This is a genomic window from Streptomyces sp. NPDC051104 (assembly GCF_040682835.1).
In the GTDB taxonomy this organism is placed as follows: domain Bacteria; phylum Actinomycetota; class Actinomycetes; order Streptomycetales; family Streptomycetaceae; genus Streptomyces; species Streptomyces cynarae.
This window is the reverse complement of sequence record NZ_JBFBBS010000007.1, coordinates 159,868-184,905: the sequence shown is the minus strand read 5'-3', so window position 1 is coordinate 184,905 and position 25,038 is coordinate 159,868. Positions and strand designations below refer to the sequence as shown.

43 protein-coding genes are annotated in these 25,038 nt (G+C 69.6%); 41 read left to right on the top strand and 2 right to left on the bottom strand.

Features of this window, described 5'->3' with window-relative positions:
* Positions 1-82: 82 nt before the first annotated feature.
* The 12 genes from AB0N14_RS13685 to AB0N14_RS13630 all read left to right on the top strand — a co-directional run bounded on the left by AB0N14_RS13685 (position 83) and on the right by AB0N14_RS13630 (position 5,191).
* Complete coding sequence (locus AB0N14_RS13685) at positions 83-367, top strand: hypothetical protein (protein WP_366025832.1); 285 nt, start codon at positions 83-85, stop codon at positions 365-367.
* A gap of 109 nt (positions 368-476) precedes the next feature.
* Positions 477-902, top strand: a complete 426-nt coding sequence (locus AB0N14_RS13680; RefSeq protein WP_366025831.1) for a hypothetical protein — start codon at positions 477-479, stop codon at positions 900-902.
* 31 nt (positions 903-933) lie between these two features.
* Positions 934-1,308: a hypothetical protein gene (locus AB0N14_RS13675; protein ID WP_366025830.1), complete on the top strand. Its 375-nt coding sequence runs from the start codon at positions 934-936 to the stop codon at positions 1,306-1,308.
* Between the two features lie 71 nt (positions 1,309-1,379).
* Positions 1,380-1,622: a hypothetical protein gene (locus AB0N14_RS13670; RefSeq protein ID WP_366025829.1), complete on the top strand. Its 243-nt coding sequence runs from the start codon at positions 1,380-1,382 to the stop codon at positions 1,620-1,622.
* Positions 1,623-1,676: 54 nt separating this feature from the next.
* The gene (locus tag AB0N14_RS13665) at positions 1,677-2,015 is read left to right on the top strand and encodes a hypothetical protein (RefSeq protein WP_366025828.1); all 339 of its coding nucleotides are present in this window, start codon (positions 1,677-1,679) and stop codon (positions 2,013-2,015) included.
* Positions 2,016-2,072: 57 nt separating this feature from the next.
* Positions 2,073-2,264, top strand: a complete 192-nt coding sequence (locus AB0N14_RS13660; RefSeq protein WP_366025827.1) for a hypothetical protein — start codon at positions 2,073-2,075, stop codon at positions 2,262-2,264.
* Positions 2,265-2,311: 47 nt separating this feature from the next.
* Positions 2,312-2,941, top strand: a complete 630-nt coding sequence (locus AB0N14_RS13655) for a hypothetical protein (protein WP_366025826.1) — start codon at positions 2,312-2,314, stop codon at positions 2,939-2,941.
* Complete coding sequence (locus AB0N14_RS13650) at positions 2,938-3,117, top strand: hypothetical protein (RefSeq protein WP_366025825.1); 180 nt, start codon at positions 2,938-2,940, stop codon at positions 3,115-3,117. Before AB0N14_RS13655 ends, AB0N14_RS13650 begins: the two co-directional genes overlap by 4 nt.
* Positions 3,118-3,415: 298 nt before the next feature.
* Positions 3,416-3,568: a hypothetical protein gene (locus AB0N14_RS13645; protein ID WP_366025824.1), complete on the top strand. Its 153-nt coding sequence runs from the start codon at positions 3,416-3,418 to the stop codon at positions 3,566-3,568.
* Positions 3,565-3,804, top strand: a complete 240-nt coding sequence (locus tag AB0N14_RS13640) for a helix-turn-helix transcriptional regulator (protein WP_366025823.1) — start codon at positions 3,565-3,567, stop codon at positions 3,802-3,804. The genes AB0N14_RS13645 and AB0N14_RS13640 overlap by 4 nt, the downstream gene beginning before the upstream one ends.
* Complete coding sequence (locus tag AB0N14_RS13635) at positions 3,801-4,493, top strand: hypothetical protein (RefSeq protein WP_366025822.1); 693 nt, start codon at positions 3,801-3,803, stop codon at positions 4,491-4,493. Before AB0N14_RS13640 ends, AB0N14_RS13635 begins: the two co-directional genes overlap by 4 nt.
* 44 nt (positions 4,494-4,537) lie before the next feature.
* Entirely contained in the window at positions 4,538-5,191 is a 654-nt protein-coding gene (locus AB0N14_RS13630) for a hypothetical protein (protein WP_366025821.1), read from the top strand.
* Positions 5,192-5,249: 58 nt separating this feature from the next.
* Here AB0N14_RS13630 and AB0N14_RS13625 read toward each other — a convergent pair whose 3' ends face one another.
* Positions 5,250-5,492: a hypothetical protein gene (locus AB0N14_RS13625; RefSeq protein WP_366025820.1), complete on the bottom strand. Its 243-nt coding sequence runs from the start codon at positions 5,490-5,492 to the stop codon at positions 5,250-5,252.
* A gap of 226 nt (positions 5,493-5,718) precedes the next feature.
* Here AB0N14_RS13625 and AB0N14_RS13620 point away from each other — a divergent pair, with 226 nt between their 5' ends.
* The 27 genes from AB0N14_RS13620 to AB0N14_RS13490 all read left to right on the top strand — a co-directional run bounded on the left by AB0N14_RS13620 (position 5,719) and on the right by AB0N14_RS13490 (position 24,141).
* Positions 5,719-6,015, top strand: coding sequence for a hypothetical protein (locus tag AB0N14_RS13620; protein WP_366025819.1), 297 nt, complete (start codon positions 5,719-5,721; stop codon positions 6,013-6,015).
* A gap of 115 nt (positions 6,016-6,130) precedes the next feature.
* Positions 6,131-6,361 (top strand): hypothetical protein, encoded by a 231-nt coding sequence (locus AB0N14_RS13615; RefSeq protein WP_366025818.1) that lies wholly within the window; start codon positions 6,131-6,133, stop codon positions 6,359-6,361.
* Positions 6,358-6,483, top strand: a complete 126-nt coding sequence (locus AB0N14_RS13610; protein ID WP_366025817.1) for a hypothetical protein — start codon at positions 6,358-6,360, stop codon at positions 6,481-6,483. Before AB0N14_RS13615 ends, AB0N14_RS13610 begins: the two co-directional genes overlap by 4 nt.
* A gap of 96 nt (positions 6,484-6,579) precedes the next feature.
* Positions 6,580-6,756: a hypothetical protein gene (locus AB0N14_RS13605; protein WP_366025816.1), complete on the top strand. Its 177-nt coding sequence runs from the start codon at positions 6,580-6,582 to the stop codon at positions 6,754-6,756.
* Between the two features lie 43 nt (positions 6,757-6,799).
* Positions 6,800-6,997: a hypothetical protein gene (locus AB0N14_RS13600; RefSeq protein ID WP_366025815.1), complete on the top strand. Its 198-nt coding sequence runs from the start codon at positions 6,800-6,802 to the stop codon at positions 6,995-6,997.
* Between the two features lie 97 nt (positions 6,998-7,094).
* Positions 7,095-7,298 carry a hypothetical protein gene (locus tag AB0N14_RS13595; protein ID WP_366025814.1) on the top strand — a complete coding sequence of 68 codons (204 nt, stop codon included), beginning with the start codon at positions 7,095-7,097 and terminating at the stop codon, positions 7,296-7,298.
* A gap of 22 nt (positions 7,299-7,320) precedes the next feature.
* Positions 7,321-8,583, top strand: coding sequence for a hypothetical protein (locus AB0N14_RS13590; protein ID WP_366025813.1), 1,263 nt, complete (start codon positions 7,321-7,323; stop codon positions 8,581-8,583).
* Positions 8,580-10,703, top strand: a complete 2,124-nt coding sequence (locus AB0N14_RS13585) for an FtsK/SpoIIIE domain-containing protein (RefSeq protein ID WP_366025812.1) — start codon at positions 8,580-8,582, stop codon at positions 10,701-10,703. Before AB0N14_RS13590 ends, AB0N14_RS13585 begins: the two co-directional genes overlap by 4 nt.
* Before the next feature lie 219 nt (positions 10,704-10,922).
* Positions 10,923-11,249 carry a hypothetical protein gene (locus tag AB0N14_RS13580; RefSeq protein WP_366025811.1) on the top strand — a complete coding sequence of 109 codons (327 nt, stop codon included), beginning with the start codon at positions 10,923-10,925 and terminating at the stop codon, positions 11,247-11,249.
* A 19-nt stretch (positions 11,250-11,268) separates the two neighbouring features.
* Positions 11,269-11,751 carry a hypothetical protein gene (locus tag AB0N14_RS13575; RefSeq protein ID WP_366025810.1) on the top strand — a complete coding sequence of 161 codons (483 nt, stop codon included), beginning with the start codon at positions 11,269-11,271 and terminating at the stop codon, positions 11,749-11,751.
* Between the two features lie 12 nt (positions 11,752-11,763).
* On the top strand, positions 11,764-11,922 hold the full coding sequence (locus AB0N14_RS13570) for a hypothetical protein (protein ID WP_366025809.1): 159 nt from the start codon (positions 11,764-11,766) through the stop codon (positions 11,920-11,922).
* A gap of 133 nt (positions 11,923-12,055) precedes the next feature.
* Positions 12,056-12,283: a DNA-binding protein gene (locus AB0N14_RS13565; protein WP_366025808.1), complete on the top strand. Its 228-nt coding sequence runs from the start codon at positions 12,056-12,058 to the stop codon at positions 12,281-12,283.
* Between the two features lie 56 nt (positions 12,284-12,339).
* Positions 12,340-12,813 (top strand): hypothetical protein, encoded by a 474-nt coding sequence (locus tag AB0N14_RS13560; protein ID WP_366025807.1) that lies wholly within the window; start codon positions 12,340-12,342, stop codon positions 12,811-12,813.
* Between the two features lie 234 nt (positions 12,814-13,047).
* Positions 13,048-13,200 (top strand): hypothetical protein, encoded by a 153-nt coding sequence (locus AB0N14_RS13555; RefSeq protein ID WP_366025806.1) that lies wholly within the window; start codon positions 13,048-13,050, stop codon positions 13,198-13,200.
* A 514-nt stretch (positions 13,201-13,714) separates the two neighbouring features.
* Positions 13,715-14,008 carry an HNH endonuclease signature motif containing protein gene (locus tag AB0N14_RS13550; protein ID WP_366025805.1) on the top strand — a complete coding sequence of 98 codons (294 nt, stop codon included), beginning with the start codon at positions 13,715-13,717 and terminating at the stop codon, positions 14,006-14,008.
* Positions 14,009-14,264: 256 nt separating this feature from the next.
* Positions 14,265-15,122: an HNH endonuclease signature motif containing protein gene (locus AB0N14_RS13545; RefSeq protein ID WP_366025804.1), complete on the top strand. Its 858-nt coding sequence runs from the start codon at positions 14,265-14,267 to the stop codon at positions 15,120-15,122.
* 610 nt (positions 15,123-15,732) lie between these two features.
* Positions 15,733-17,139: a hypothetical protein gene (locus AB0N14_RS13540; protein WP_366025803.1), complete on the top strand. Its 1,407-nt coding sequence runs from the start codon at positions 15,733-15,735 to the stop codon at positions 17,137-17,139.
* Between the two features lie 15 nt (positions 17,140-17,154).
* Positions 17,155-18,435, top strand: a complete 1,281-nt coding sequence (locus tag AB0N14_RS13535) for a phage portal protein (protein WP_366025942.1) — start codon at positions 17,155-17,157, stop codon at positions 18,433-18,435.
* A complete protein-coding gene (locus AB0N14_RS13530) occupies positions 18,428-19,450 on the top strand; it encodes an HK97 family phage prohead protease (protein ID WP_366025802.1) in 1,023 nt (340 codons plus the stop codon). The genes AB0N14_RS13535 and AB0N14_RS13530 overlap by 8 nt, the downstream gene beginning before the upstream one ends.
* Positions 19,447-19,764 (top strand): hypothetical protein, encoded by a 318-nt coding sequence (locus AB0N14_RS13525; RefSeq protein WP_366025801.1) that lies wholly within the window; start codon positions 19,447-19,449, stop codon positions 19,762-19,764. The genes AB0N14_RS13530 and AB0N14_RS13525 overlap by 4 nt, the downstream gene beginning before the upstream one ends.
* 136 nt (positions 19,765-19,900) lie before the next feature.
* Positions 19,901-21,292 (top strand): phage major capsid protein, encoded by a 1,392-nt coding sequence (locus AB0N14_RS13520; RefSeq protein ID WP_366025800.1) that lies wholly within the window; start codon positions 19,901-19,903, stop codon positions 21,290-21,292.
* A gap of 47 nt (positions 21,293-21,339) precedes the next feature.
* Entirely contained in the window at positions 21,340-21,840 is a 501-nt protein-coding gene (locus AB0N14_RS13515; RefSeq protein ID WP_366025799.1) for a hypothetical protein, read from the top strand.
* Positions 21,837-22,523, top strand: coding sequence for a hypothetical protein (locus AB0N14_RS13510; RefSeq protein ID WP_366025798.1), 687 nt, complete (start codon positions 21,837-21,839; stop codon positions 22,521-22,523). The genes AB0N14_RS13515 and AB0N14_RS13510 overlap by 4 nt, the downstream gene beginning before the upstream one ends.
* Positions 22,520-22,816, top strand: a complete 297-nt coding sequence (locus AB0N14_RS13505; protein WP_366025797.1) for a hypothetical protein — start codon at positions 22,520-22,522, stop codon at positions 22,814-22,816. The genes AB0N14_RS13510 and AB0N14_RS13505 overlap by 4 nt, the downstream gene beginning before the upstream one ends.
* Positions 22,817-22,846: 30 nt before the next feature.
* Positions 22,847-23,398: a phage head-tail connector protein gene (locus AB0N14_RS13500; protein WP_366025796.1), complete on the top strand. Its 552-nt coding sequence runs from the start codon at positions 22,847-22,849 to the stop codon at positions 23,396-23,398.
* A gap of 18 nt (positions 23,399-23,416) precedes the next feature.
* On the top strand, positions 23,417-23,623 hold the full coding sequence (locus AB0N14_RS13495) for a hypothetical protein (protein WP_366025795.1): 207 nt from the start codon (positions 23,417-23,419) through the stop codon (positions 23,621-23,623).
* Between the two features lie 56 nt (positions 23,624-23,679).
* Entirely contained in the window at positions 23,680-24,141 is a 462-nt protein-coding gene (locus tag AB0N14_RS13490) for a hypothetical protein (protein WP_366025794.1), read from the top strand.
* Here the strand turns inward: AB0N14_RS13490 and AB0N14_RS13485 are convergent.
* Complete coding sequence (locus AB0N14_RS13485; RefSeq protein WP_366025793.1) at positions 24,138-24,356, bottom strand: hypothetical protein; 219 nt, start codon at positions 24,354-24,356, stop codon at positions 24,138-24,140. The genes AB0N14_RS13490 and AB0N14_RS13485 overlap by 4 nt on opposite strands.
* 53 nt (positions 24,357-24,409) lie before the next feature.
* On the opposite strand from AB0N14_RS13485, the gene AB0N14_RS13480 reads away from it, so the two are divergent.
* Together AB0N14_RS13480 and AB0N14_RS13475 are read left to right on the top strand one after the other, a co-directional pair.
* Positions 24,410-24,748 (top strand): hypothetical protein, encoded by a 339-nt coding sequence (locus tag AB0N14_RS13480; RefSeq protein WP_366025792.1) that lies wholly within the window; start codon positions 24,410-24,412, stop codon positions 24,746-24,748.
* Positions 24,745-25,035, top strand: a complete 291-nt coding sequence (locus AB0N14_RS13475; RefSeq protein ID WP_366025791.1) for a hypothetical protein — start codon at positions 24,745-24,747, stop codon at positions 25,033-25,035. The genes AB0N14_RS13480 and AB0N14_RS13475 overlap by 4 nt, the downstream gene beginning before the upstream one ends.
* The last annotated feature ends 3 nt before the right edge of the window (positions 25,036-25,038 follow it).

The window sequence follows — 25,038 nt, the reverse complement described above, 5'->3', positions numbered from 1 at the left end:
GGCCACTGCACCCACTGCGACACCTGCCTCGACTGCGGCCAATGCGCCGGAGCAGGCCACGACCACGAATGCGAGGACTGACATGGACCCGATCCAGCGTGCGCTCGCCGAACTCCGAGCCATCCCCACCACCAAGCCGACCTCCCAGCCCGAGCCGGAGCCCACAACGCCCAGTTGCTGCTCGGGTGACCGGCGCGGCTACCAGTGGCACCAGCGCACCGGCAACCTGCCCGCCTGCAAGGAGTCGAAGGCCGCCAACACGGCCTACATGCGGCCCTACATGCGCGACTACGACAACCGCACCGGCCGGACTGGCGGGAAGCGGCGTCGGGGAGCAGCCGCCAAGCTCGTCTTCCCCACCCCGTGAACACCGCGACCCGGGCGCGCCGTTACCGCGCCCGGGCCTGTCCCGGACCCTACCCGCCGCATCACCGTCCCGCCCGCCCCTGCACGCCCGCCAACGAAGGAGCACACCGATGAGCACCACGCCCCTCAACCTCGACGCGATCGAAGCCCGCGCCAACGCCGCCACCCCCGGACCGTGGATGGCCGACGGCCACGAGATCTACGGCAGCGGCTGTGGCGTCCTCGACATCGAGCAGTGGAAGGCCGAGACCCTCCGCATCGAAGACCCGGAAGGCGCCAAGGCCGACGCCGAGTTCATGGCCCACGCCCGGACCGACGTGCCCGCGCTGGCCGCCGAGATCCGCCGCCTCCGCGCCGAACTCGCCGAGTTGCGGGCCAAGACCCTGACGACGGAGGCCGACGAGATCGTCCTCCACTGCCCGGACCACAGCCCGCAGGACCAGGACGGCGTGTGGATGGACTGCCACTGCGCCGTCGCCGAGGACATGCGCCAACGCGCCGCCGTGACCGCCCCTGCCGCGCCTGTCGCGCGTTGATCCCCGCCCGACCGCCCGCCTGGAGGAAACCGTGCCCACACCCGCCGGCCAGCCGACAGTCAAATGCCGGGCCGTCCTGTGGCCCGCCGTTGAGGGCGACCCCTTCGACAGCGGCGACCTGTCCCTCGCCGACGCCAACCCGATCGAGCTCGCCGAGTTCGCCCGCGACTACGCCGGTGTGCCATTGCTGGAGTTGATGCGGCGGCTGCGTCTGGCCGAGTGGAACGCCGCCGAGTACCAGCGGCAGGCCGAGGCCGCACAGCGCAGCCTCCGCGGCTTGCCGCCGCTGCACGCCATCCGGGAGCTGGACGCCCGGCACAAGCGGATACGCGGCCTGCTGGCAGCTCCCGGCCGGATCAGCAAAGCCGACCTCGAAGCCGCACTCCGCGAGCCGGCCGCCCCGTGACCGCAGGCGACCCCCGCCGGGCTGTGGCGGGGGTCTGCCGCCGACCGTACCAACGACCCCAGGAGATGACCGTGACCGACCACCCGCTTCCCGTCGGCACCCGCGTCCGGCACTACGGCCAGCAGTGGCCCGCAGCCCGCTCCGGGACCGCCACCGTCCGCGAGGTCAAGGGCCCGTGGCCGGACGGCTCCTACGAGTACCGGGTCACGGCGGGCGAGGACTTCTCCCGCCGTACCGGCCCCGACAACCCGGAGACCCGCGACGCCTGGTGGTCGTCCACCGCCACCATCCCAGCCGCCGTCTCCTCCGCCTGATCCGTCTCTGGGGCCCGCAGGCCGGGCCCCAACCCGCCCGGAAGGAACCGCACCATGCCCACACCCGCCGACGAACTACGGGCCGCCGCCGAGAAGCTGCGCGCCATCGCCACCCACCCCGACGTCACCCCTGGCCCGTGGCTCTGCCTCGACGGCGGGGACCGGATCATCCACGACGGCCCCGGCATCGAGTTCGGCCCGGCCGACTACGTGGTCGACGAGCCGGTCAGCAACTCCGCGAACGCCGAACTGATCGCCGCCATGCATCCCGGTGTCGGGGCCGCCCTCGCCGACTGGCTGACGGCCACGGCCGACTTTTGCGACTTCAACGTCACCACTCCGACCCACGTTGTCCGAGCCCTCGCCCTCGCCCGCCGCATCAACGCCGCCTGACCGTCCGCCCCTGGCTGCCCGCACCCCGGGCAGCCACCAACCCGCCTGGAGAACCCGATGCCTCGTACTCACCAGATCACTTGTGCGCACGACGACTGCGGCGAGTGGTCCATCACCGCGGCCCTGCAGAACGACCACCCCGAGCAGGTCGCCGCCGAACATCGCGCCCAGCTTGCCGCCGACGGATGGACCGACCTGGAGGGCCGCGACTACTGCCCCGACCACACCCCGGCAGGAGCCACCCGATGACGGGGCCACGTCGTCCGCCCGCACCCCGCGCAGCCACCAACCTGGAGATGACCGTGACCGACCGCATGACCACCGTCCAAGGCCGCTGCCCCGCCTGCGGGTGGGCCAGCCTGTTCCTTGGCGACGGCGGCTACATCACCTGTAGCCGACTGGAGTGCCCGAGCCCCGAGGCCGCGCACGAAGCGATCGAGGAGCGGGCAGGCGCCAACGCCTACGACCGCGCCATCAACACCCCGCCGAGCGCCGAAACCTGCGCAGCGATCCGTGAGCGGCTGGAATCCGGGGCTGTGCCGCGCCGGAAGGTTCGCGCGAAGGCCGCCTCGTCTGCCGGGCGGGCGCCTGCCGCAGACCGGGCGGCCGTGCGGGACCGCATCGCCGAGGCCATTCGCGGCCTCAACGAAGGTGGCACGCTCGCCGATCTCGATGAGGAAGCCGACGTCCTCGCTATCGCCGACGCGGTGCTGGCTGTGCTGCCCGCGCCCGACCAGCGGGCCGCCGTGCTGCTGGAAGCTGCCGCCCACGTGCAGACCGGGCGGACCCCGTACAACACCGAGGCAGCCGAGCAGGCACTCAAGAACGGCGGCCCCTACGCGCTCATCGCCTACGTGCAGCTAGCGGTCAGCGAGGGGCTGCGTCGTTTGGCTGGCGAGGCGCAGCAGGACGGGTCGGCGTCGTGACCGCCGCCGCGCGTCGTCCGCTGGTGCGTGTCACGGCCCGCACCGTGGACATCCTGCGCCGCTGCTACCGGGGCGAGATCCCCGAAGACGTCCTGGAGCAGGCCGCGGTCCTCAAGGCCACCGCGGACGGGCTGCTCGGCGCTGACGGGCGGCCGAAGAGCGGGAGGCGGACGTGACCGGGCCGTCGTCGACTCCGCGCGCCGAGCGGGCTGGGACGCCGGGCGCGCGGTGGGAGACGGAACTCGTGTGGTCCGGGGAGCGGGTCGTCGTCGACGGTGCGGAGCCGCGCGCGAACCGGGCCGCACGACGGGCCGCGAAGCGACGGCGGGGACGCGTCGGGGCGCAGGAGGGCCGAGAAACGGCCTCAGCGCCCCTCTCGCGGCCGAACTCCCCGCGCGCACCGATCCGTGCGGACGAACCCGAGAACGCCCCTCAGAGCCGCCACGACGCCCCGCCAACCGACCGGAGCCCCCAATGACCGACCGACCCGCGCCCCTCGCCCGCCTCCTGCACCTCGTCGACCGGGCCGAACGCGGCGTGATCCTCCCCGCCGAAGCCGCCCAACTCCGCACCGCTGTCCGCGCCCTATACGCCCGCGCCTACCCCAGCAAGGAGGCGGCGGCGTGACCGACGACCAGACCGCCGAAGACCAACTCCGCGCCCACGTCCGCCGCGCCCTCGCCACCCACCGCGTCAGCCAGGCCGAAGCCTGCCGCCAACTCGGCCTGAGCCAAAAGCACCTCAGCCAGATGCTCACCGGCAAGGCGCCGCTCACCCTCACCTGGGCCGAAGGACTCCTCGGCCTCTGCCAGATGAGCCTCGTGATCGACACCCGCCCCGACCAAACCCCGGAGCCCCGATGACCGACCAGCCCGAGCAGGCAGCGACCGAGGCCGACACCTGCCCCTGCCTCGGCATCCACCACCCCAGCGCCACGAACTGCCGCTGGTGCAAATGCCACCGAAGCCCGCTGCGGGAGCAGGTCGCTGAGGCGCTGCGCACCACACCCAGCGCGCTCGCCGCCGCCACCGCGCTCGGCTTCCCCAGCCACCACCAGCCCGGTGAGTCCGGATACCTCGGCTGGTGCGCACTATGCGTCAACGACATCGACGCCCTCGCCGACACCGTCCTCGCCGTCATACAGCCCGAGTTGGACCGGCTCGACCGGACCGCCGAGGACCGCGCGCGCCGCATCACCAACTTGACCGCCGAACGCACCCAGCTCCGCGCCCGCCTGGCCGAGCAGGAGGAGGAGACGATGCGGCAACACGACCGCGCCGAACAGGCCGAGCAGGAGGCCAACGCCACGGCCACCGCAGCCGCCCACCTCACCACCCTGGTGAGGGAGCGCGCCGAACGGGCCGAGGCCGCCATTGCGCGGGTGCAGGACGCCGCCGCCCTCCACCGAAAGCAACTGATCAGCACAGCGGAGCTGTACGCCGTGATCGGAGCCGCCCTCCAGTCGCCCGCGCCCGCCCACAACGCCGGGCCGACCGTCACCGAATGCCGCGCCGACGACCTGCGCTGGCCGCTGCAGAAGCACGGCGAATAGCCGCACCACCGCCCCGCCCGCACACCCGCACCAAGGAGCCCGCCATGGACGCCGTCTGCATCGTCTGCCGCAACGACCTGTACGACGACGAATGGGACCGCTACTGCTGCCGCCCCTGCCAGCACCGCATCGACGACAACCTCGCCGCATTGGCCGGCCCGCCCGTCTGGCAAGACACCAAACGCGGACGCCGACTCGTCTCCGGCCTCTTCGCCGCCCTCCCCGAAGAGTTGGAACCCGGCGCCCGCGGCGCGGGCCCGCGTATCTCCGGCAGCAAGAGCGCACCCATACCCGCCCGCATGGGCCCGCTCAACGACTCCGCGAACGGCGGCCTCGTCAACGACCTGGAGGAATGGGTCCGCGACTGGGCCAGCCGCGGCTACGCCACCCCCTGCAACGGCGTCCGACCCCAGTACCGCATGGACCAGGCCGTCACCACGCTCCGGTTCAACCTCGACACGGCCGTCCGTCGGCATGAAGCGATCAACAGCTTCGCCGAGGAACTCCAGATGATCCGCGGCACCTGCGAGGCACTGATCATCGGAGCTGTCCCGCCCCGGCCGCTCTCCGCGATCTGCCCCTGTGGAACCCGCATCAAGTTCCACCTCGACACCCCCATCCGGCACTGCAAAAGCTGCGGCACCGACTACGGCCACCACGCCCTCATCGCTCTCGCCGTCGCCACCCAAGCCGCATGACGAAGGCCCCGACCGCATCGGCGGCCGGGGCCCTTTCGCGTGCCCGGCTACGGTTTGGTCACCTTGCGCCGCGGGAGATCTGTTCGGCGCGTGACCCCGTGACGCCGAAGATTTCACCCACTTGGTCCCATGTCCGGCCGTCGCCTTTGAGTTGCCGGGCGATGTGGGCCTTGCCCATGCGGATGTCGTCTTTGAGTTTCGTTTCGATGTCGAGGTATTCCCCGAGGCGCTCTTCAGGGTTGCTGATGGCGTCGAGTGCGGCGATCAGTCTGCGGCGGAGCGCGTCTGGGGATTCGGTCATGCGTTGAGAGTAGGGCTGTTTTCCGGCGACATCAAGCAATCGCTTGACGCGGCTGGAGAATCCCTCTACCGTCGAAGACGTCCCAAGCGCAAGCTTGAGGCGCTTGGTCGTCCACTCCTACCGGACCCCGGTCCGAGGACGACCGCCACAACCGAAGACGGGCCGGACACCGCGACTCCTACCTCGCGGGCCGGCCCTCACCACCAGGTCTGACAAGGAGACCCACGTGGCTAACCCCGATCTTATCGGCGCGCAGATGCTCGCCGACCACGCGGTCCTTCCCCTGGCCGCTCGCGACGCGATGCACCGCCCGGAGCTGGCGCTCGCCTCCCCGGAGATCGCCCGCGCTGTCACCCGGTACGAGGTGGCGTCCGCCCGGACGGTCGAGCTGTCGGCGGCGATGGACACCCGCCAGCTGACCGGCGCCGAGTTCGACTCCCTGGTCCTCGCGCAGGACGTGATGGCCGCCTCCCAGGCGACCCTCGCCGCCGCCGGCCAGCTGCACCTGATCGAGGTGCAGTGATGGCCGAGCAGAAGCCCGTGGACACGCGCCGCGTCGAACCCACCCCGGACCTGCCCCCGTTGCCGCAGCAGCCGGCCGCTCGCCGTCGTGCGATCGCCGCAAGGAAGTGGTGACGGTGGCTGAGACCCCGAGCAGCCCCGAGCGCGAGTTGCTGGCCGCCGTCCTGGAGGCGCTGACGCTGCCGTTCGACGTCGACGACTACGACCGGCGGATCCTCGAGCGGGCCGGTTTCGCCCGCGTCAGTGTGGACGGGGCCCTCGGCGAGGCCGCGGAAAGGCCGGACGCGTTCACCTGGAACGCCGACTGGCTGCGCCGCAAGCTCCGCGAGGAAGAGGCCGGCCGGTGAGCCCCGCCGAGCAGGGCGCGGCTGCCAAGGCGCTGGCTGAGCAGACCCGCCAGCACATGGAGGCGGCGAAGCAGGCCGCCGCCGCTGCCGAGGCCGCCCGACAGGCTGCCCAGCAGCGCTAACCCCCCCGACTGCCGTGGTGGCGGTGTCCGCCCCCGTCCCGCCACCGCGGCGCTCCACCCCATCCCATCCCCGCCTGACCAGTGAGGAACCACCCCATGTCTGAGCAGACCCGTGTTGCCGTGCTCGCCGAGTACCGGGCCGCGCGTGCGGCCGATGACTTCCAGCGCGCCCTGGACATCGTTCTCGGCGCGATCGACCACGACGAGCAGCACCCCGACCAGCCGCCGCTGATGGACGAGATCCGCGGCCTGCACCTCCCCGCCGCCGCCTGAACCCGCCCACGACCACCCATCCCGTAACCCGAAAGGACATCCCATGGCAACGCTCGGCTGGACCGCGAAGGTCCGTGACCACCGCACCGGCGAAGAGGGCTACGCCCGCGGCACCGTCGAGGTCGCGCCCGGCGAGGCCGGTGAACTGCAGGCCAAGGCGGCGATCCAGGACTTCGTGCGCGGTGAGGCCCGCAAGGAGGGCCACGTCGTCACCGCCTGCGACATCAAGCTCCACGGCTGACCGGCTGTCTGTCCGCCCCGGCACCCCACGCCGGGGTGGGCGGAGAACTGGCCAGCACCACCCCGATGACCACCGACTCCCGGAAGGGATCACCGCCATGCTCCGCAACCCCGTCTTCCGCTGGTCGCTCCTGGCCGCCGTTCTGATCGTGATCGGCGCGTGGCCGGCCGCTGTCGCCCCGATCGCTCTTGCTGGCGCCGGCCTGGCCGTCGTCATCGGCGCGATCCCCGGCCCCGTCCTGCTGCTCGCCGGCCTCGTCGTCTGGCTGAAGCACCGCCCCGCACCCGTCGCCACCGCCTGAACCCCTGAAGGGATTGATCACCGTGACCGCCGTATCCGTCGAGAAGGTCAACGGGTCGCCTGTTGCCTCGCATGCCGAGCCGCGCCCTGATCCGCGTGTGCTGGCCGAGGCGGAGGCGATCCGGAAGCACGCCGAGGCCGAACGCATCAAAGCCGAGGGCGAGAAGGCCCTGAAGATCGAGCAGGCGAAGCAGTTGCACCTGGAGAACGAGAAGCAGCAGCTCGCGAACGAGCGGGCCGCGCTCCGTTTCAAGCGGGAGGAGGCCGAGCAGCTCGCGAAGATCGAAGAGGCTGAGCGGAAGCGTGAGGAGATCGCCCGTGCCCGCGAGGCCGCACGGCGTACAGCAGAGGAGGCGCAGAAGGCCGAGCAGGCGAAGGTCGCCGAGGTTGAGCAGGCGGACAGCCGGTGGCGCACCTACGCACTCACCTTCTACATCGTGTGCGCGATCGTCGCCCTGCCGGTGCAGGTGGCCGCTTTCTGGAGCCCCCGTGCGCCGTGGCTGATCGCCGCCCCGCTGATGCTGGAGGGTGGTGCGTGGGTCGTCCTCAAGGGTGCCGCCGCCGCAGTGGCCAGTCACCGCCCGCACTGGCACTACCGGCTGATCGCCTGGCTGCTCGCGGCCATCGCGGCTGGCATCAACCTGTGGCACGGGATGGCAGCCTTCGATCCGGCGACCGCGATCGGCACGGCGTTCGCGTCGATCGCCGGCCCGGGCGTGTGGGATCTCCACGAGCACGGCCGGATCCGGAAGCGGGATGGCGTGCTCACGCGGAAGGAGCGTCGCGCGCAGGAGAAGGCCGCCAAGGCGGAGGCTGCCGCGAAGGCCGCGGAGGAGAAGCGGCGCGCCGCTGAGAAGCAGGCCGCGGAGAAGGCTGCTGCGGAGGCGCGGAAGCAGTTGGACGAGGCGCGCGCGAGGGAGTTCCCGAAGGTGTGGGAGCACGCCCTGAAGATTGCTGCCGCGCTCGGCGAGACGACCGTCACCGAGGCCGTGTGGAAGCGCGCGCACCGTGATGTCGAGGGCGCCGACCCGGCCGAGTCCGCGGAGATTATCCGACTGCGCAACGCCGCCGAGGCGAGGGTCGAAGCAGCCCGCCAGAAGCGCCCTGTGAGCGGATCGTCACCGCAGGTCGCTTCGCAAGTGCTCGGCTCGAAGAAGACCCGCGTGTACAACCCGCCCGCGCGGCGCGGAGTGCGCACCAAGGGCGACGTGAAGTACACGCCCGGCGCCCGTCGCCAAGCCTCCATCACCGCCCGCAACGCCGCCGCCGACAAGGACACCAAGTGAGCATCGAGACGACCCCCAGCAGCAGCCCCGACCCGGAGTGGGAGCGCATCGTCTCCGGCTACATCAACGAGCCGGAAACGGAGCCCGTCCAGCCCCGCCCCGCCAACCTCGGCAAGACCACCCTGGGTGAAGACCTCGGCGGTGATACGCCGATCACCCCGCAGTGGATCAAGAGCCGGGAAGGGTGGAAGTCCCGCAGCCGGATCGCCGCCCGCCAGACCGTGCGGAACTCCCGGCACTGGCTCCGCCGGCAGCGGACCGAGCACGGCTACCTGCCGATGCTCGGGCGCGGGGTCGCCCGCGTGTACCGGTGGACCGCCGGCGCGGAAGGCGCGACCGTCCACGCCGCCCGGATAGACGCGCAGGTGCAGGCCGAGGAAGCCGAGCGCGCCAACTGGAAGTATCGCCGGAAGATGCTCCCCGGCAAGGAGAAGGACCGGCTCCTCGCGGTGGCGCAGCAGCAGAAGGACGAGGCCATCGCCGCGCACAACGTGCTGCAGAAGACGCGGGCGGCGGCCCGGCGTGCCATCGCGTTCCGTGCGGTCGCGTCCGTCGGGATGCCTGCCGCCACGGTCACCGCGTCCGGGATCTACGGCGGCACGCTCGGCCTGACCACCGCCTCCCTCGCAGTCGCTACCGGCCTGGGCTGGATCGGGCGCCACACCAACTCGGGCAGCATCTGGGAGGAGCGCCGCCTGTCCATCGGTGACGGCGACCCCATGACCGACACCATGCTCAACCAGGCGTACCGGGCCGCGAGGGTCATCGGCGTCGACGATGAGCTGAAGCTGGTCACGCCGTGCCTGCTCACGAAGGACGGCCGGGCGTGGCAGGTCACGTTCGATCTGCCGCCGGGGACGCCCGCGAAGAAGGCGTTCAGCGCCCGGGAGGGCCTGGCGGGGGCGTTCGGTGTGGCCGTGCAGCAGCTGCACCAGACCGGCGGGGAGCGCGAGGGCCGTATCAACCTGCGGGTGTCGCTCACGGTGCCGTTCACCGATAAGACCGGGCCGAAGCCGCTCCTGGCCGCGGAGCGCATCAACCTGTGGCGGCCGGTCCCAGCTGGCGTGAACCTGCGTGGCGAGCCGGTCGACCTGTACTGGGTGGAGCGCTCCGGCCTGTTCGGCGGCGAGCCCGGCTCCGGAAAGTCGAGTGCCGCGAACACGCTGCTCCTCGCCGCCGCCCTCGACCCGACCGTCCGTATGTACCTCGCGGACGGTAAGGCTGGGGCCGACGTCACCCCGTTCGAGCCGATCGCCACCATGTACGACACCGACGGCGACCCCGAGCGGCTGCTGGAGATCTTCGAACACGTCTGGACGGTGGAGGTTCCGGAGCGGCGTGCTCTCGCGAAGGAGCACGGGTCGCGGAAGTTGACCGCGGAGATGGCGGCCGTCGACCCGCGGGTCTGCCTTGCAGTGCTGTTGGTCGATGAGTGGTCGTCGTACAGCGCGATGGCCGAGCTGAAGCTGCGGCAGGAACTTGACCGTTTGCTGCGGCTGATCGTGCAGCAGGGCCGCGCCCTCGGGATCATCACCCTCGCAGCGACGCAAAAGCCCGACTCGGACTCTGTTCCGACTGGGATCCGCGACATCCTCAGCATCCGGTGGGCGATGCGCTGCCTCACCCCGGAGGCGTCGGACACGATCCTCACCAAGGGCCGCGCGTCGGCCGGCTTCAATGCGCAGCAGGTGCTGAAGTCGCAGCAGGGCGTCGGGTTCCTGATGGACGGCGACGCCGACCCGGAGCTCGCCCGGGCGCACTACTACGACGACGATGAGGTCGACGCGATCCTCAAGCGCGCCTACGCCCTCCGCGAGGAGGCTGGCACGCTGCCGATGGGGCCGCTCGACAAGATGCGCGCCGCCGGCGATGACGGTGTGATCCTCGCCGACCTGGTCGACCTGTATGCCGCTGAGGGCGTCCAGTTGCTGCCCGCGGCGCGGGTCCTTGAGGGCCTGAACGCGGCTGGGCACACGGTCACGGCGGACCGGCTCGCCGTGTTGGTGCCGCGTACCGACGAGGAGCGTAAGCGGCAGGAGATCGACGGCAGCAAGGTGTCTGTCTATCCGCTCGCCGCGGTCCGTCGGGCGGTCGCGGACCGGTACGGGATCGCCGTCTAAGGCCCGTCGAACCCCAGTCCGACGACCTGGTTTGTGCCCATATGCCCCCGTCCGTGGTTCGTCCTGGCAGTCGCAACCCCGTCCGGCCAGGACGGGCCCACCACCCCGCCAGACGGCCCCACGCCGGGCCGTGACCAGGGGAAACGCACCCCAGGACGGCCCCATGGACGGGCCGAACAGCCTCACAACACCGAAAACGATCACGTGAAGGAGAACCCAATGCCCGGCAGGTACACGTTCGGCGAGAAGCTCGATCTCCTCCGCCTCGAAACCAAGGCCGCCCGCCGTGTCATCGCGGCTGGTGACGAGAACGCTGGCGGTAGCGACCGCGCGCAGAACCGCATCCACGACCGCGCCCAGGAACGGTGGGAGCGGGAGGCCGGCCACGCGTTCGGCCAGCTCGACACCGCCAAAGACGAACTCGCCCGCGCCGAGGTCGCCCTGCGTACCGCCCGCGGCCCGGAGAAGACGGCCGCCCGCCGAGCCCGCAACGACGCCGCCGCGAAAGTGCGCCGCGCCGACGCCGCCGCCCGCAAGTACCGCTGAAACGAAGGAGACCCCGACCATGACCGCCCTGCCCGAGCCGACGCCCACCGCTGCCGCGGCCGGGCAGGCTGCCAACCCGCTCACCGACGCCGTCATCAGCGCGGCCGTCGACCACGCCATCGAGAAGGCGAAGCGCCACGGCACCAGCCCCGACGTCGTCATCGGCACCGCCCCGCCCGTCCCGCAGCCGGGCCGGCCGCCGATGTCGCAGCGGGCCGTCGACCTGAACACGACGATCCTGACGAGCAGCGTTCTCACCGCGGTCGTCGGGGGGTCCGCGACGAGCGTCCTGTGGGCGTCCGGGTATGCCGACCCGACCGTCGTCGCGCTCGTCTTCGGCGCTCCCACCGCCCTCGTCCTCGCCCTCGGGCGGCTCGTGCGGCGGGCCAAGGCCGTCGCTCCGGACGTGCACCACCACCACTACGACGGCGCCATCGTGGACCAGCGCGAGCAGCGGACCGAGAACCGCGGCGTGTGGGTCAAGAACACCAGCCAGCAGTAGGAGAATGGCCGCATGAGCGACGACCCGAGCGAGGCCAGGCGGCGCGCGAATGAAGCGCTGGACCGTGAGCAGCAGCGGCTGAACCGCTGGCTCATCCGGCGAATGGCGATGTGGGCGCTGATCCTGGTCGCTATCGTCGCGATCGTCGGTACGGCACGGTCGTGGTGGTGAGCCGACACACCTGCATCAGCGGTCACTTGACAAGCTGACCAGCGCCGAAGCAAACTGCGATCAATCTAGTACACGTGTCCCCAGGGTCATCGCGCGCGCGGTGGCCCTTCGGTGTTTCCCGGGGGAGGTGACGATGCCTCCCGGCTACGTCTGTGCTGCGGATGCCGCCTACTACGCGGGCGTTCCCGTCGGCACCATCTGGCGCTGGGCATCCGAAGGCCGCATCGGGAAGACCGGGCGCGGTAAGAGCGCCGGATACAACGTGTTCGACCTGCCCAAGGCCCGGCGGGACGAATGGACGCGGGAACTGCTGGAGCCCGGGAAGCCGCCGCCGCTACCCGCGGGTGCCCGCGCCGCCTGATCGTCCCGTCGTCCGCACCGTTCCCGGACGGCGGGGCTCGCACTTGGAGGTGGCCGATGCCGGAAATCATCTTTCCGAGGAGCTGGACGCGTTCTGATCGACGCCGCTACTCCCGCGAGCAGGCCCGCAAATACGCCTACTACGGAACCCCAGGTCAGCCCTACGGACGCCCCGCCGTCTACCCGCCACCCCCGAAGCCCCGGCCTGCGAGCACCCGATCAGGGCAAGCGCGCGTCAACTACAAGCGCAACCAGCGGGCGCAGTTCCTCGAACATCTCATTGCCCTGCCCGTCTCCGTCGAGCTCGCCGAGTACTGCGACTTCGAGCAGCACCTCAGCCTGGTCCCGGGGCGCGCGATCCGTCGCGAGAAGTCCCTCTACGCGCTGCAGTACATCTACCGGATGTACGTCCCTGACGCGCCCGCCGATGCGGCAACGATGACCCCCATCTTCGAGACTCATGAGGGCCGCTCAGTCACCGTGATGGGCATCGAATGGTGGCGTGCCGACGGCAGCTACATCGGGAAGTGACATGGCCTGGGACGGCGACGATCTCCCGGATCGCTGCTGCGGATGCGTCGGGGAGCAGTGCTGCAACTGCGGTGAAGCTCCGTGCTCGGACGACGAGGACGATCCGCCGGTGCAGTGCTGGCACACCGAGCCCGGCACCCCATGCGACTGGAACATCTGCCGCCAGCCAGAGCGGCTCGCTGCTGGCGACTACGGCACCGACCCGGCCGACACGGCCTGACCGAGGAGTCGCTGGTGCCTAAGTCTGGCGGCAAGGAAAAGCGGCTGGCTCGTGAGCGGCAGGCCGCAACAGGCAAGCCGTACACCGTCTGCCTCGCCGAGATCCGGGCTGAGTACGAGTCGCAGAAGGCGGAGCAGGGAACGACCTCGAAGGGTGACGCCCAGTAGGGCCTACCCTGCTGCCATGTGGCCCTTCAGCCGTAGACCCCGACGCTGCTCCACCCATGACGCTCCCTCGCAGTACCGCATCAGGCAGCTGGAGCAGGAGCTAGGGCTACAGCAGAGCCCAGCAGAGGGTGACCTAGTGGACCAGTACTACAACCCTGCGCTGGTGGACTGTGGATACCGGTGGTGCCAGCGAGGCAGGGGATAGCCCGCGGCTGGAGGTGCGGCGTGAAGGATCGAGTAGCTCGCTGGCTGCATCGCCGCGGTATCGCCCGCACCATCCAAAGCTCCTGCTCTTCTGACCGCCCCGATGTGCGGTACCTGATGGCAGGCCGCTGGTGGACGCCTCAATGGCTGGTGGTGTGGGCTGCACGGAACAGCTTCCAGCGCCGGTACGCCAGCAGTGCAGGACGCCTCTACCTGGCCGCGGTGCAGGGCAAGCCCACAGCAGAGGACGGCACCAGGTGCTGGGTCCTGCAGTGGCGCCCCACCTGCTAGCACTCGCACGGAGGTGGCCGTGGCGTACAGCAAGGGCCGCGCCGGCACGGCATGGAACAAGCTCCGAGCCCAGGTCTTCGCCGAAGAAACGGACTGCTGGATCTGCGGGAAGTATGTGGACCAGGAGCTACCGCGCACGCACCCGATGTCCCGCACCGTGGACCACGTCGTCGAACTGTGGCAGCAGGGCGCCCCAACTGATCGCGCCAACTGCCGACTGGCGCACCGGCGCTGCAACACCAGCAAGTCCAACACGACCCGAGCCAAGGGGCGCCCACGCGCCGCCTTCACGGTCAACACGACGGCTCTCTAACCGAACATCATCAGCACCCTGCGGCTAGCTACCGCAGGTAGGAAGCCCCGAGTCTCCCGGCTCGGGGCTTCCGCATTTCCGGGAGCAGAACGTGACCCTGTGCCCTGCCTGCGACTGCGAGGTACCTCCGGCGACTGGCCGAAGGCCCAGAGTGTGGTGCAGCGAAGCCTGCCGACGGTGGGCACGTAGCCACCCCGACAAGAAACGTCAGTCAACTAGAGCCTGCATTGCGTGTGGTGCCGACATCAGCCACAAGATGCTCAAGGCCAAGACTTGCTCAAAGCGCTGCTCTGATGTGGCTCGCGGAACCGTTAGGGCGATGCCGCTAACAACCCGTACCTGTGTTCGCTGCGGTGGCGAGTTCACGCCCCGATCTGAACGTGGCGTTCGCTGCGCATCTTGCAGCCAGAAGAACTGCAGCGGTCCAAGATGGCCGCTCATATGTAGTGACTGTGGGGCGCCTACTCGGCGGGGTAGTACTTCAGCTGGCCGCTTCTGTGAGGCGTGTGCGAACGAGCGCAAGAGGGCGCGCAACACAAGGAAGAATCACAGGCGTCGCATTCCCCTGGCGTTCACGGACATCACAGCCGAGTACGAAAGGTCCCTACGCAAGCGGACCGGGCGCTGCCTACTGTGCTCTGTGGTCCTGTCGGACGAGCAGGGCCTGCCCACTAGCAAGCACCTAGACCACATCATCCCCATAGCCATAGGTGGTACCCACACCATCGGCAACGTCAGGATCATCTGCCGGACGTGCAACCTATCCCGCCCTAAGGATGGCTCTGACCTGCTGGGTCATCAGCCCACCCTGTGGGCAAACGACGTAACTCTCGCTGCTGCTCTTGTCGTGGTGCCACCTCGATGCAGATGTGGCGCGAAGCTCCGAGATGGCCGATGTCGCAAGTGTGAGCCGAAGCGGAAGGCTCTGCGAACTGAAGACGGTGTGCGTGCCGCCGTGATGCGGGCAGACGGAGCGAAGTGGCAGCAGATCAGCGACTTGCTGGGCTTCAGTGGACCTGGCACTGCCTACTACGCGGCTCAGCGCTTTGGCGACCCCGAGGTGATCGCCAAGTGGCCTGGGGCTCGGAGATGGTCGAACCAGGCAGCCGCCTGACCTGCGTGAATGCCTCCATAGGTGGGCGAAACGGACATTACACGCGTTTTTTGCTTATCGGGTGTATTGACCCGACGCCCACCTGAAAAATTTATCCCCCCGCAAAAAATCACAGGGGGGGCGTGATCTTGAATCGGGGGGATTGTGGCTTCTGAGTTTCCGCCTGGTCTCGGTTCCCGCGGTTCTCGGCTCTGGCGGGAGATGACGGCTTCGGGCTCTCTGACTCCGGCGCACTTGGTGCTTTTGGAGGAGGCTTGCCGTCTCGCTGACCGGCTCGATTGGCTCGACTCGATTCTCTCGCGGGTGTGTTCGCCGGTCAAGGCGGATGACGGGGATGACGACGGTGAATCTCCTGCGATTGGGCCGCTTCTCGCTGAGGCTCGGCAGCAGGCGACTGCTCTTCGGGGTCTTGTGGCGGAGATTCGGCAGGCGCAGAAGGGTTCGGTCCCGGCTTCGGGCAGGCCGGCGGCGAGGGCGGGGGGTTCTGGTGTCGCGGATCTCTCGGCGCGAATCGCTGAAAGGCGCGCGAAGGCCGAGGGTTGAGTGCACGCCTCCGCGGGCTTTTTCGCTGGGTTCGGAGGCTGTGGAGTTGGCGGGGCGGGCTGGTTTGGTGCTGGATCCGTGGCAGGCGGATTCGATCGATCTGATGCTGTCCGTGCGCGAGGACGGCAAGTGGGCCTGCTTCGAGTTCGGGGAGATCGTCGCGCGGCAGAACGGTAAGGGCGCGATCCTTGAATGCCGGGCGCTGGCGGGCCTGTTCTTGCTCGACGAGAAGCTCATCATGTGGAGCGCTCACGAGTACAAGACGGCGATGGAGGGTTTCCGGCGTTTCAAGGCGCTGGTGAAGGCGCTGGGGGAGCCGCTGTCGGACAACTTGATCGACGTCGACGGCGTGCACGTGAAGGTCATCAACACGAACGGCGAGGAGTCGTTCGAGCGCCTCGACACCGGCGCCCGCGTCAAGTTCATCGCCAGGTCGAAGGGCTCGGGTCGCGGCTTCTCGGGTGACTGCAACATCATCGACGAGGCGTTCTCGTACAACGCGCTGCAGCAGGATGCGCTGATGCCGGCGATGTCGGCCCGCCCGAACCCGCAGATCATCTACACGTCGTCACCTCCGCTGGATGGCGACGACGGCTCGGGCGAGGTCATGTTCGCCCTGAAGGAGCGTGCGGACGCGGGCGGCGACGATTCGCTGGGGTGGCGGGACTGGGGCATCGAGGGCGACCTGGACCACTTGGATCAGATCGACCTGGACGACCGGCGGTTGTGGGCGGCGTCGAATCCGGCGCTGGGCTACCGGCTCAGCGAGGAGGCGGTGCTGCGGGAGCGCCGGTCGATGGGTGATGCGGGCTTTGCGCGGGAGCGGCTCGGGGTGTGGCCACGGAAGTCGCAGGGCAACGCGGTCATCGATGCCGCGGCGTGGGCGCGGCTGATGGATGCGGACTCGCAGCGGGACCGTGAGCATGGTGTGGCGGTCGCTGTGGATGTGTCTCCGCTGCGGGATTACGCGGCGGTGCAGGTGTGGGGCGTCCGAGCGGACGGGCTCGGGCACACGCAGTTGGCGGACTACCGGCCGGGAACGAAGTGGCTGGTGCCGCGGCTGGTGGAGCTCCGCGAGGCGCTCGGCCCGATCGCGGTGGCGATGGGTCGGGGCACGTTCGCGTTTCTGGAGACGGCGTTGGATGCGGCGGGGTTCCAGCGGCCGGAGGATCCGGAGTCTCCGCAGCCGGGTGATCTGGCGGTGACGAACGCGGTGGATATGGCTGCGGCGGCCGGGCAGTTGCTGGAGGCGGTGCGCGAGGAGTCGTTCCGTGTGGTGCCGAACCGGCATCTGGATCTGGCTGTCGCGTGCGCGAAGACGAGGCAGACGGGCGAGACGATCGCGTGGACGGTGAAGGGCGTGGACGGGGATATCTCCCCGCTGGTGGCGATGACGCTGGCCCGCTGGTCCTACGTGACCCGCTCGCACCTGCTTGAGGGCAGCCAATACGACGTTCTGGACTCGGTGTTCTGACGGAGGGGGTTCGTGATGCGTAACCCGTTCCGGGGCTTGTTGGGGCGTGGTGAGCGGCCGGAGCAGGAGAAGCGGCTGCTGGATTCGTCGGCGGTGTCATGGCCGGTGAATCCTCTGGCGGCTCCGGCGGCCGTGAACGAGGACGGGGCGCTGCGGCTGGGTCCTGTTCTGGCGGCGGGCCGGCTGCTCGCGGCGACGATCTCTTCGGTGCCGTTGTACACGTACCGGCAGGTGGGGGATAGGACGCAGCGGTTGCCGAACGGGTCGCTGTTCTCGCAGCCGTGTGCGCAGGGAACGCTGCATGGCTGGGTGTTCCGGGCGGTGACGTCGCTGGCGTACCGGGGGAACGCGGTCGGCATCGTGACGACGCGGGACTATCTGGAGTATCCGACGACGATCGAGTGGGTGAACCCGGCGAACGTGCTGTGTGAGGACCGGGTGGAGTTGACTCCGCTTGGTGAGCCGGGCTCGTTCACGAACCCGAAGTGGTACTACCTGGGGGAGCGGCTGCCGTCCGAGGATGTCGTGCACATTCCGTGGTTTCAGCTTCCGGGGCGGGTGTGGGGGCTGTCGCCGATCGGCGCGTATGCGGTGACGGTGTCGACTGGTCTGGCGGCGCAGCAGTTCTCCGACGACTGGTTCCGCAGTGGCGGTGTGCCGCCGGGCCAGTTCCGGAACACGACGCAGACGGTGGACCAGAAGGACGCGTCGGTCATCAAGCAGCGGCTGGTGCAGGCGATCCGCTCGCATGAGCCGATCGTGTACGGCAAGGACTGGGAGTACACGCCGACGACGGTCAGCCCGTCCGAGGCGCAGTTCGTTCAGACGATGCGGATGACGGCGTCGCAGATCGCGGCGATCTACGGGATTCCGCCGGAGATGATCGGCGGCGAGACCGGTGGCTCCATGTCGTACAGCTCGCCGGAGCAGCGGCAGATCGAGCTGGTCCAGTTCTCGCTGCTGCCGTGGCTGGCGCTGTTGGAGTCGCATCTGAGCGCCTTGCTGCCGCGGGGCCAGTTCGTGAAGTTCGACGCTGATGTGCTGGTGCGGGCGGACATGAAGACCCGCATCGAGGCATACGAGAAGATGCGGCTGATCGGCTACGACAACATCGACGGCATCCGTGCCATGGAGAACGAGGCGCCGCTGCCGGATGGTGCGGGCTCGGACTACACGCCGCTGCCGCTGGCTGCGGGCAAGCCGGTTGGCGTCCCGATGATCAGGAACGCCGATGGCGAGCAGGAGGACGGCCGGTTGAGGCTGGTCCGAGATGACAAGGGAGCATCCCATGGTTGACCGGCGCTCGCTCATCGACGCCCCGGAGCGGCGCGCGGTCGCCGCGACCGATTTCGAGCTGCGGCAGGCGGGGGACAACCTGATCCTGTCCGGCTACGCCTCCATCTTCGATCACCCGTATGACGTGATGGGCGGCGCCCCGCGCGGCTGGACGGAGACCGTCGACCGGCGTGCGTTCGATGTGACGCTGGCGAACAAGCCGGACGTACACCTGCTCATCAACCATGAGGGCATGCCGCTCGCCCGCACCAAGTCGGGCACGCTGCGCCTGGGTACGGATGCGCGCGGGCTGCTGGTGACGGCGGACCTGGACCGCCGGGATCCGGACGTGCAGCGTCTGGAGACGAAGATGCAGCGCGGCGACATGGATGAGATGTCGTTTGCGTTCCGGGTGAAGCAGGACGCGTGGTCGGAGGATGACTCGCAGCGCCGCCTCACCGAGGTGTCCCTCCACAAGGGTGACGTCTCGGTGGTGAACTTCGGCGCGAATCCGGCGACGTCGGCGCAGTTGAACATGCGGTCGGTGGTGGAGTTCCTGGCCGGGGTAAGCCCGGACGAGGCCGCTGCTGAGCTGCGGGCGATGGGCGCGGAGGGCTTCGCCGGTGCGTCGCGGGCTGCGCGGGCAGCGGAGCGGCTCGCGGAGGTTCGGCGGCTGCTGCCGGGGCGGGAGGCCCGCTCTCTGTCGCGGGCGGAGGCGCGTGCTGTCCTCGACGGTGACGCGGACCTGTCCGAGCGTGTCGACCAGGGCAATATCAACACGCCGAACGCCGCCGATCTGAACGCGGCGGCCCGGCAGTACGCGGCATCCCGCGGGTGGGCGATGCCCAACGGCTCGTATCCGATCCGGCCGGCGAACATGCATGGCGCCGACGACCTCGCCGCCGCGCTGCGGGCAGTCGGGCGGGGCTCCGGGTCGCACAATGCGATCCGCGCCCACATCGCGCGCCGCGCGAAGGCCATCGGCATGGGCGACCAGATCCCGTCGAACTGGAACGCGGACGGGAGCATCGGATGAGCCGCCCTCAGGCGCGGATGCGCGTCCAGTCGGGCACGGTTGCTCAGGCCCGCGCTCTGGTCGCCCAGGACGGCGACGAGACGCCCCCGGCGCAGATGGGGGAAGCGGAGGGCCGGCTGCTGCAGGCGCTGGCCGAGGTCGGTGAGGCCGTGATCGGTCTCTGCTCCGACTACCTGTACTCGGGCGATCCGGCGTCACTGGACCCGGATGTCGCCTGCTATGCGGAGAAGGTCGCGGTGAAGACCGCCGGCCAGCTCGCCCGCGTCCAACTGTGGCTGCGGGCCCCTCTGTCGTCGGGGCCTGACGGCGACTGAACCACCTGATCGACCCGCGGTCCGGCACGGACGCGCGGCTGCTGTCGCCTGCCTGGCACTGGCATGTCGGCGGCCTCTTGAGGCCTGGCACTGGCCGCTGTCCCGATTCGAAAAGCCACGAAAGGCAGGCTCGCTCATGGACGAGCGACTCAAGCGGCTCATTGCTCGGCGTGAGCAGGCTGCGAAGGAGCGCGAGCAGTTCCTCGCGCAGCGCAAGGCGATCGTCGATATCGCCGAGGAGGAGGCCCGTGAGGACCTCTCCGACGAGGAGGACTCGGAGTTCCGGGGTCTCACCGAGAAGATCAAGGCGCAGGACGAGACTCTGCGGTCCCTCGACGAGCGCATCACCGAGCTGTCGGAGGAGGCCGAGCGGGAGAACCAGGTCACCGCCGGTGCCGCCGCGATCCGCCGCGCTCAGTCCCGCGTCCAGTCCGTGACGGAGGGCCGTACCTACGCTCAGGGCAACGGACGCTCCTACCTGCAGGACATCATGCGTGTCCAGCTGAACATGGATGGCGACGGGCAGGCCATCGAGCGGCTGCGCCGGCACGCCCAGGACGTCCAGACCGACCCCGAGTACCGCGACCTGTCCCGCACCGACGGCCAGGGCGGCTACTTCGTTCCGCCGGTGTGGCTGATGGAGCAGTACGCCGAGCTGGCGCGCGCGGGCCGGGCCTACGCCAACCTGTGCAACGGCCAGGCGCTGCCTCCGGGAACCGATAGCATCAACATCCCGAAGGTCGCCACCGGTACCGCGACGGCGGTGCAGACCGCGGACAACGTCGCGGTGCAGGAGACGGACCTGACGGACACGTCGGTGACGGCTCCGGTGCGGACGATCGCGGGTCAGCAGGACGTCGCGATCCAGCTGCTCGACCAGTCGCCGATCTCGTTCGACCAGGTCATCTTCCGGGACCTGGTGGCGGACTACGCAACGAAGGCGGACCTGCAGGTCATCGCGGGATCCGGCTCGGCCGGGCAGGTGACCGGTGTTCGGAGCACGCCCGGGATCACTACGGTCACGTACACGGATGCGACGCCGACCGTGTCCAAGCTCTACAGCAAGATCGCGGACGCGGTGCAGCGGGTACACACCCTGCGCTACATGGCGCCGACCGTGATCGTGATGCATCCGCGCCGGTGGGCGTATCTGCTCGCGGCGTCCGACTCCAACGGCCGTCCGCTGGTCGTCCCGGACTCCGGGAACCCGCAGAACGCGGTCGGTACTCTCGGTGCCGTGGCTTCGCAGCAGGTGGTGGGTCAGATGCACGGCCTGCCGGTCGTCACGGACCCGAACATGCCGACCACGCTGGGCGCGTCCACCACGGAGGACGTCATCCATGTGCTGCGCGCGTCGGATCTGCTGCTGTTCGAGTCCGGCATCCGCACCCGGGTGCTGCCCGAGGTCGGCTCCGGCAACCTCACGGTCCGCCTGCAGGTGTACGGCTACATCGCCTTCACGGCCGGGCGCTACCCGTCCTCGGTGGTGGAGATCGGCGGCACGGGCCTGATCGCCCCGACGTTCTGATCATGAAGGGGGGCCAGGCTTCGGTCTGGCCCCTGGCCGGGGGTGTCATGCAGGACGAGAAGAAGTTCACGCCGCACGCCGAACTCGGCTGGCTGTCGTGGGACGAGTGGTCGCCGGAGCAGGACTTCTGCCGGTTCGTCGGCATGCTGCAGCGGATGCTTCAGCCAGCGGCCGTGCTGGAGACCGGTGTCGGTATCGGCCGCATCACGCAGCATCTGGACCGTGAGGCGTGTACCTATCTGGGGTTCGAGTCGGAGCCTGCGTGGCGGCAGGCTCCGGCGCATCCCGACTGGGTGACGCCTACCGTCGAGCAGATGGCCTCGGCTGATCTGGTGATCCTGGACAGTCATCCGAGCCGCCGTTTCTCGGAGATCGAGTTGTGGGGCGCGTCCGGCAAGCCGGGGTCGGTGTGTGTGGTGCACGACTGCGGCAACGGTCATCCGGTGGGCAGCCTGCATGACCAGCTCCGCAGCGCTTGCTTGGCGACCGGGCAGCCAGGTGTGTTCCTTCGTAACCCGCGGGGCGGCTGGATGGGAGTGCACGGGTGAGGATCATCGGCTTGCTGTCCTGGTACGAGGAACCCGCCTCCTGGCTTGCGGAGTGCGTGGCGAGCGCGGCGAAGCTGTGCGACCACCTGATCGCCGTCGACGGCCCCTACGCCCGCTTCCCCGGGGCGGTGCGCAAGCCGGCGAGTGGCAGCGAGCAGGCGGAGACGATCGCGCGCACCGCGGCGGGCGCGGGGATGGGCTGCACGGTCCACACCTCTCGCCAGCCGTGGTGGGGCAACGAGGTGGAGAAGCGGGACTTCATGTTCCGTCTCGGTTCCACCATGGCCGATCCGGGGGACTGGTTCCTGCGGATCGATGCCGACGAGGTGCTCACGCAGGTCCCGCCCGACTCGCGCACGCTGCTCGCGGCCACTCAGCTGGATGTGGCCGAGGTGACGATGTGGGAGCGGGACGACATCGACTCCCAGTTCCCGCTCCGCGTGCTGTTCCGGGCGCTGCCTGGGATCGGCATCCAGCAGGCCCACTACGTCGTCACGGCGCCAGGGGAGTCCGGAACTCGCGTGCTGTGCGGCAACGACACCCAGCATCGATCCGAGCCGGCGGAGGCGCTGTGGGATGTGCGTCTGGAGCACCGCACCCAGAAGCGGTCTGCGCTTCGTAAGCGGCTCAAAGAGGACTACTACGCACTGCTACCCGAGATTGAGCAGGTGAGCGAGCTGTGAGCAGCGTCGACGACAGGTACAAGGCCGCGCTGATCGAGGAGCACGACTCCTACGTGCGATCCGGTCGCGCGCAGGATGCGAAGGAAGTGGCCCGTGTCCTGAAGGAGCAGTACGACCACGACGTCGCCAGGAAGGCCAGCGACGAGAAGGGAGACGGCGAGGAGACGGCGAAGGCGGCGACGACGCTTCCCGAGCGCGCGGATGCCGAGAAGGCACCGGAGACCACGGCGGAGCCGAAGCCGAGGCGAGGCCCGCGGGCGAAGCCCGGGCAGGACGATTCGAAGACCAGCTGATACCGCGCGTGGTGGGATCGGAGGTGGGTTGTGGCGATCGTGACGTTGGCTGACGCGAAAGCGCAGCTGAATATCTCCGCCTCCGATACGTCCCAGGACGTGGAGCTGCAGGTGTACGTGGACGCGGCCACTGCGGCGGTGGAGACGCAGCTCGGGCAGGTCGTCGAACCGCGCACGATAGTCGATCAGCTGGACTTCGCTAGCAGCGTTACGGCGTTCCTGCTCCGCTCCGTGCCGGTGGTCTCGCTGACGTCGATCGTCGCGCTCGATGGTACGCAGACCTGGGGCGTCAGCCCTTCGGTGGTCCGCGTCGATGGTGGCTCGGGTTGCGTGACGGTCCTGTCGGGGCCGCCGGTGAAGGGCTCGGTGCTGGCGACCTACCAGGCGGGCATGACGGTAGTCCCGGCGCACTTCCGCCTCGCCGCCCTGATTATCGTGCAGCACTTGTGGGAGACCCAGCGCGGCACGATGGGCGTCCGGCTCAATAGCGGCGGCGACGACAACTACGTGGCAGGCCGCGGCTTCGCGATCCCGCGCCGCGCGATCGAGCTGCTCGGCCCGCAACTGCCGGGGGTGGCCTGACGAGAGAAGGAGACCGCGATGTCTGACCTGTGCAGAAGCCGTCGGGACTGGCGACTTCCAGCGCACGTTGCTGAGGAACTTGAGGTGGCCCAGGCGCGCGCGTCTCAGCGACTCACGGATGTCGTCGACGCCCGCGCCGCCCTGGCCTCAGCAGAGGCCGAGCTCGGCGATGCCCTTTCGGACCTGAATCGAGTGATCAACTTCATTCTGGCGCGCGATCAGTAGGAGTTCACGGACCGCCCTCCTCAATCTCTCCAGCAGCAGCTCAAGGGGGTGGCCTGATGGCGTGGGCATCGAAGGTTCCGGCGGCCATCGACGGCCTCGTGGCGGCCTTCACCGACTGGCCTGGCCTGGCGGGCGTGACGGTGCGGGATGGGCCGTCGACGTCGCAGGCGACGCTGATGGAGGTCGTCTCCGTCGGCTACACGGGCGGCGAGGAGGAGATCGACGCCGAATCGGCCCTTGTGGGGGAGGGCTTGGGCGGATCTCCGGACCGGGAGCAGTTGACGATCCGCTGCGCTGCGGCAGTTCTGCGCGGCGGCGACGACATCGTGGGCGCGCGGGCGCGGGCCTTTCAGCTTCTGTCGGAGGCCGGAGCGGCGATCGCCGCGAACAGGACCTTGGGTGGAGCGGTCATGCGGGCGCGGGTCGCCTCTCACAGTCTGTCGCAGAGCCTGACGCAACAGGGCGCGCAGGTGATCGTCATGTTCGAGGTGTCCTGCGATACGTATACCGGCCGCTAGTCACGCGACCACCCGCGCCGGAATCCCCTGGCGGCGCTCTTCCCCGCGAACGCCACGACGCGCACCACACACCCGATCACGAACAGCGTGACCGCGACGTAGGCGATCGCCATCAACACGAGCGCGACCGGTCCGCCGACACCGTGATGGTCCGGCCTGCCGTGCTGCCAGCCCCATTCCGGAACGCTCACGAACCACCACCGCAGCCAAGTCATGCCGGGGACTATCCCGGCAGCCCGTTGGGCCGTCAAGAAGAACAGGAGACGCGATGACCGCGCTCGTCACCAATGTCGTGCCCAACGTGGGCCTCGACATCGGCGCCACACCGATCGCCGCCACGAACGGCGACACCGCCGCGTGCGGCTCCGGGACCTTCCTCTACGTCAAGAACGGCAATGCCGCCGCGTGCACGGTGACGCTGACCACACCGGGGCAGGTCGACGGCCGCCTCGCGGTCGCCGACAGCAGCTTCACCGTGGCCGCGAACACCGGCGTCGGCATCATCCCGCTGATCCCGAACCTGTACGCGGACCCGACGACCGGCCTCGCGACCATCAACTACTCGATCACGGCTTCCGTGACCGTCGCGGTGGTGAGGGTCCCGTGAGCGACACCATCACCATGCGGCACCCCACCCTGCCGTCCGATCAGGAGATCGAAGTTCCCAGGGACGCCATGCCGCACTACACCGCGGCGGGCTGGCAGCAGGTCCCCGCCGAGGAGCTGGAGAAGCGCGCCGCCGCCAAGGCGAAGACGGAAGCCGAAGCCGCGGCAGCCGAAGAGGAGGCCGGGCGCGAGCCGCAGGCCGCAGACGAGCCGGAGCAGTCGGAGCCGGCGGAATCCACCGAGAGGCCGGCGCGGTCGCGCGCAAGGCACGAGAAGAAGGGCGAGTAACCG